The following is a 5649-nucleotide window of genomic DNA, read 5'->3' as shown; positions in this document are numbered from 1 at the left end:
TCTTTCAATCTGTGCATCTGCGAGGGGAGTATGTTCTGGTTGCTCTTGCCTGTTCGTGCGGCGGTTAGGTGCTGCGCGGTGGGAAGGGTGGCCGGATGGAGAGTGTTGGTGTTTTGTTTGGTCGGGGTTGAGTTCTGAAGCGAGATCACGTGGCGTGAGTTGCGTGGTGAAGTGGATGAACCTGAGAGTTTGATCCTGGCTCAGAGCGAACGCTGGCGGCATGCTTAACACATGCAAGTCGCACGGTCGGCGCAAGTCGGCAGTGGCGGACGGGTGAGGAACACGTAGGAACGTATCCTGGAGTGGGGGATAACGCTGGGAAACTGGCGCTAATACCGCATATGGCCTGAGGGTCAAAGCCGAGAGGCGCTTTGGGAGCGGCCTGCGTCCGATTAGGTAGTTGGTGGGGTAACGGCCTACCAAGCCTACGATCGGTAGCTGGTCTGAGAGGACGACCAGCCACACTGGGACTGAGACACGGCCCAGACTCCTACGGGAGGCAGCAGTGGGGAATATTGGACAATGGGCGCAAGCCTGATCCAGCAATGCCGCGTGGGTGAAGAAGGTCTTCGGATTGTAAAGCCCTTTCGGCGGGGACGATGATGACGGTACCCGCAGAAGAAGCCCCGGCTAACTTCGTGCCAGCAGCCGCGGTAATACGAAGGGGGCTAGCGTTGCTCGGAATTACTGGGCGTAAAGGGCGCGTAGGCGGCGCTGCAAGTCAGGCGTGAAATTCCTGGGCTCAACCTGGGGGCTGCGCTTGAGACTGCGGTGCTAGAGGTCAGAAGAGGGTCGTGGAATTCCCAGTGTAGAGGTGAAATTCGTAGATATTGGGAAGAACACCGGTGGCGAAGGCGGCGACCTGGTCTGATACTGACGCTGAGGCGCGACAGCGTGGGGAGCAAACAGGATTAGATACCCTGGTAGTCCACGCCGTAAACGATGTGCGCTGGATGTTGGGGCTCTTAGAGCTTCAGTGTCGTAGCCAACGCGGTAAGCGCACCGCCTGGGGAGTACGGCCGCAAGGTTGAAACTCAAAGGAATTGACGGGGGCCCGCACAAGCGGTGGAGCATGTGGTTTAATTCGAAGCAACGCGCAGAACCTTACCAGCTCTTGACATGGACAGGACCGGCCCAGAGATGGGTCTTCCCCGCAAGGGGCTTGTCGCACAGGTGCTGCATGGCTGTCGTCAGCTCGTGTCGTGAGATGTTGGGTTAAGTCCCGCAACGAGCGCAACCCTCGCCTCCAGTTGCCAGCATTTGGTTGGGCACTCTGGAGGAACTGCCGGTGACAAGCCGGAGGAAGGTGGGGATGACGTCAAGTCCTCATGGCCCTTATGGGCTGGGCTACACACGTGCTACAATGGTGGTGACAGTGGGAAGCCAGGCCGCGAGGTCGAGCCGATCCCAAAAAGCCATCTCAGTTCAGATTGCACTCTGCAACTCGGGTGCATGAAGGCGGAATCGCTAGTAATCGCGCATCAGCATGGCGCGGTGAATACGTTCCCGGGCCTTGTACACACCGCCCGTCACACCATGGGAGTTGGTTCTACCTTAAGTGGCTGCGGCAACCGCAAGGGGCTAGGTCACCACGGTAGGGTCAGCGACTGGGGTGAAGTCGTAACAAGGTAGCCGTAGGGGAACCTGCGGCTGGATCACCTCCTTTCAAGGATTTCGGGCTGGGGTGAGGCGCGCGAGCGTCTCGGCTGGTCCGATCCTGAGACAGACTAAACGACGATCCTGATCCCGGGCCTGCTGGATGGCGGGCCTGGCGGACACTGACGTTCCATCCGGCTGCCCCTCCCTCCGCCTGTTGGCGAGGACGGGTTGGGGGCCAGTAGCTCAGTTGGTCAGAGCACACGCTTGATAAGCGTGGGGTCGGAGGTTCAAGTCCTCCCTGGCCCATTTCGATTTCGGCTTTGCCGAAATCGAAATCCGCCGGGGCGGGGCCCGACGGCCGCCGGGGTGGGGGTGGGCCCCGGGGCACGGCGCAGGCCGCAAGGCCTGCGTGTTTGTCGGAGCGACCTGCGACGCGAAGGCGTCGCAGCGCGGCCCAGAGATGGTGCTGCGCCGCTTTTTCCGACCGGTTGCGCTGACTTGAGTAAGATGCGGGGGCTTAGCTCAGTTGGTAGAGCACCTGCTTTGCAAGCAGGGGGTCAGCGGTTCGAATCCGCTAGCCTCCACTGCGAAGCGCGTTCTGCTGGTTGTGGCGACGTTTCTGCCTCCTCTCGCACGGAATTCCTGCCCGGGTCCTTATGGGACCTGGTGTTGGGCATGTTCTTTGAGACGGTGAATCGGATCTGGCGGATGGATTGTCCGCCCATGTGGCTCCAGGGATGGGGCGACGGGGTGGGATGGTTTGTCCGAGAAGTGTGTGAAGTTGGCTGAGGCATGAGTAGTGCCGGCGCCGGCCGAGCATGTGGTCCAGGCGGGCGGTGGCCAGAGATGGCCATGCGCGGTTTGGTCCTGCGCGCGGGCGGTGTTGGATGAGTGAGTGAGCAAGAGAAGGGCGTTCGGTGGATGCCTTGGCGCCAGGAGGCGATGAAGGACGTGGCACGCTGCGAAAAGCCGCGGGGAGATGCGAGCGATCGTTGATCCGCGGATGTCCGAATGGGGAAACCCCTCCGCAAGGAGATCGTGGACTGAATACATAGGTTCACGAGGCGAACCCGGGGAACTGAAACATCTCAGTACCTGGAGGAAAAGACATCAACAGAGATTCCGCGAGTAGTGGCGAGCGAAAGCGGAGCAGGCCAGTGGTTCTTGGTTGTTAAGCCGAAGGATCTGGAAAGGTCCGCCGCAGTGGGTGACAGCCCCGTAGGCGTGTTATGGCCAAGAATCCTTGAGTAGGGCGGGGCACGTGAAACCCTGTCTGAACATGGGGGGACCACCCTCCAAGCCTAAATACTCCCTGGCGACCGATAGTGCACAAGTACCGTGAGGGAAAGGTGAAAAGCACCCCGACGAGGGGAGTGAAAGAGACCTGAAACCGGACGCCTACAAGCAGTCGGAGCCCGCAAGGGTGACGGCGTACCTTTTGTATAATGGGTCCGCGAGTTCGTGTTCGTGGCGAGCTTAAGCCGTTAGGTGTAGGCGAAGCGAAAGCGAGTCCGAAATGGGCGCCTAGTCACGGGCATGAGACCCGAAACCGAGTGATCTAGCCATGGCCAGGCTGAAGGTGGGGTAACACCTACTGGAGGGCCGAACCCACGCCTGTTGAAAAAGTCGGGGATGAGCTGTGGCTAGGGGTGAAAGGCCAATCAAACTCGGAAATAGCTGGTTCTCCGCGAAATCTATTGAGGTAGATCGTCAGGTGATCACCCTCGGAGGTAGAGCACCGGAAGGGCTAGGGGGGCCCAAAGCCCTACCAAACCCTACCGAACTCCGAATGCCGAGGAGTGCAGCCTGGCAGACAGACAGTGGGTGCTAAGGTCCATTGTCGAGAGGGAAACAGCCCAGACCATCGTCTAAGGTCCCCAAATCGTGGCTAAGTGGGAAAGCATGTGGGACGGCCAAAACAACCAGGAGGTTGGCTTAGAAGCAGCCATCCTTTAAAGAAAGCGTAATAGCTCACTGGTCTAATAGCTGTTCTGCGGCGAAAATGTAACGGGGCTCAAGCCACGTACCGAAGACATGGGTGTGCAGCGATGCACGCGGTAGCGGAGCGTTCCCTAGGCCTGTGAAGCCGTATCCGTGAGGGGCGGTGGAGGTATGGGAAGTGCGAATGCGGACATGAGTAGCGACAAACAGGGTGAGAAACCCTGTCGCCGAAAGTCCAAGGGTTCCTGCGCAAGGTTAATCCGCGCAGGGTGAGCCGGCCCCTAAGGCGAGGGCGAGAGCCGTAGCCGATGGGAAGCGGGTGAATATTCCCGCGCCCGCCAGAAGTGACGACCTTGAAACGCTGTTCGGTCTTATCGGATTGATCGGGCGGTTGGAGAGGTCCGGGAAACAGCTCTGGCATATGGACCGTACCCGAAACCGACACAGGTGGACTGGTTGAGTATACCAAGGCGCTTGAGGGAACCATGCTGAAGGAACTAGGCAAATTACTCGCGTAACTTCGGGATAAGCGAGACCTGCCTGTGGGCAACCATGGGTGGGTGGCACAAACCAGGGGGTGGCGACTGTTTAGTAAAAACACAGGGCTCTGCGAAGTCGCGAGACGACGTATAGGGTCTGACGCCTGCCCGGTGCCGGAAGGTCAAGGGGAGGAGTGCAAGCTCCGAACCGAAGCCCCGGTAAACGGCGGCCGTAACTATAACGGTCCTAAGGTAGCGAAATTCCTTGTCGGGTAAGTTCCGACCTGCACGAATGGCGTAACGACCTCCCCACTGTCTCCAGCATGGGCTCAGCGAAATTGAATTCCCCGTGAAGATGCGGGGTACCCGCAGTCAGACGGAAAGACCCTATGAACCTTTACTGCAGCTTCGCAGTGGCGCCAGGAAGGGGCTGTGTAGGATAGGTGGGAGGCTTTGAAGCCGGGGCGCTAGCTTCGGTGGAGCCAACCTTGAAATACCACCCTGCGCCTTTCTGGCGTCTAACCGCATCCCGTCATCCGGGATCGGGACCCTGCGTGGTGGGCAGTTTGACTGGGGCGGTCGCCTCCCAAAGTGTAACGGAGGCGCGCGATGGTGGGCTCAGGCCGGTCGGACATCGGCTGTTGAGTGCAAAGGCACAAGCCCGCCTGACTGCGAGCGCGACAGCGCGAGCAGAGACGAAAGTCGGCCTTAGTGATCCGGTGGTCCCGCGTGGAAGGGCCATCGCTCAACGGATAAAAGGTACTCTAGGGATAACAGGCTGATCTCCCCCAAGAGTCCACATCGACGGGGAGGTTTGGCACCTCGATGTCGGCTCATCGCATCCCGGGGCTGGAGCAGGTCCCAAGGGTTCGGCTGTTCGCCGATTAAAGCGGTACGTGAGCTGGGTTTAGAACGTCGTGAGACAGTTCGGTCCCTATCTGCTGTGGGTGTACGAGACTTGAGAGGATCTTTCCCTAGTACGAGAGGACCGGGAAGGACGCACCTCTGGTGAACCGGTTGTCGCGCCAGCGGCACGGCCGGGTGGCCAAGTGCGGAATGGATAACCGCTGAAGGCATCTAAGCGGGAAACCAGCCTCGAAACGAGGTCTCGCCGAGGGCCGTGGAAGACCACCACGTCGATAGGCCGCAGGTATAAGAGGGGTAACCCTTTCAGCCGAGCGGTCCTAATCGCCCGATAGCGCTCCCTTACCACCAGCACCGCACCGGCCAGGGTCTGTCGGCGACGACACACCCCCAGCCGCGCGCAGCACCAAGCCGCGCACCACTCGCCTCAACCAACACACACATCCAGATCCCATCACCACCTCATCTGTCGTCAGGATCCGGCCTGGTGGCCCGGTGGTCATCGCGAGGATGACACACCCGATCCCATCCCGAACTCGGCCGTGAAACACCTCAGCGCCCATGGTACTGCATCTCAAGATGCGGGAGAGTCGGTCGCCGCCGGGCCACCACGCCGGATCCATCACAACGACAGAAACACCACCGCGGGGTGGAGCAGCCCGGTAGCTCGTCAGGCTCATAACCTGAAGGTCACAGGTTCAAATCCTGTCCCCGCATCCATCTTGATTTGCGACATGAACGCCTCGGGAACATCCCCGGGGCGTTT

General features: G+C 59.9%; 3 tRNA genes and 3 rRNA genes. All 6 read left to right on the top strand.

Features of this window, described 5'->3' with window-relative positions:
- Positions 1-177 precede the first annotated feature (177 nt).
- The 6 genes from AC1MIR_RS27515 to AC1MIR_RS27490 all read left to right on the top strand — a co-directional run bounded on the left by AC1MIR_RS27515 (position 178) and on the right by AC1MIR_RS27490 (position 5603).
- Positions 178-1666 (top strand): 16S ribosomal RNA (locus AC1MIR_RS27515).
- A 165-nt stretch (positions 1667-1831) separates the two neighbouring features.
- Positions 1832-1905 (top strand) — tRNA-Ile (locus AC1MIR_RS27510).
- A gap of 205 nt (positions 1906-2110) precedes the next feature.
- Positions 2111-2183: transfer RNA gene (locus AC1MIR_RS27505), tRNA-Ala, on the top strand.
- Between the two features lie 310 nt (positions 2184-2493).
- Positions 2494-5228: ribosomal RNA gene (locus tag AC1MIR_RS27500) — 23S ribosomal RNA — on the top strand.
- A 146-nt stretch (positions 5229-5374) separates the two neighbouring features.
- A 5S ribosomal RNA gene (rrf, locus tag AC1MIR_RS27495) occupies positions 5375-5489 on the top strand.
- Together the 16S, 23S and 5S rRNA genes with 3 tRNA genes alongside form the textbook arrangement of a ribosomal RNA operon.
- A gap of 37 nt (positions 5490-5526) precedes the next feature.
- Positions 5527-5603: transfer RNA gene (locus AC1MIR_RS27490), tRNA-Met, on the top strand.
- The last annotated feature ends 46 nt before the right edge of the window (positions 5604-5649 follow it).

Source organism: Falsiroseomonas sp. RANM36, assembly GCF_056682175.1.
This window is presented reverse-complemented; position numbering and strand designations above follow the sequence as displayed.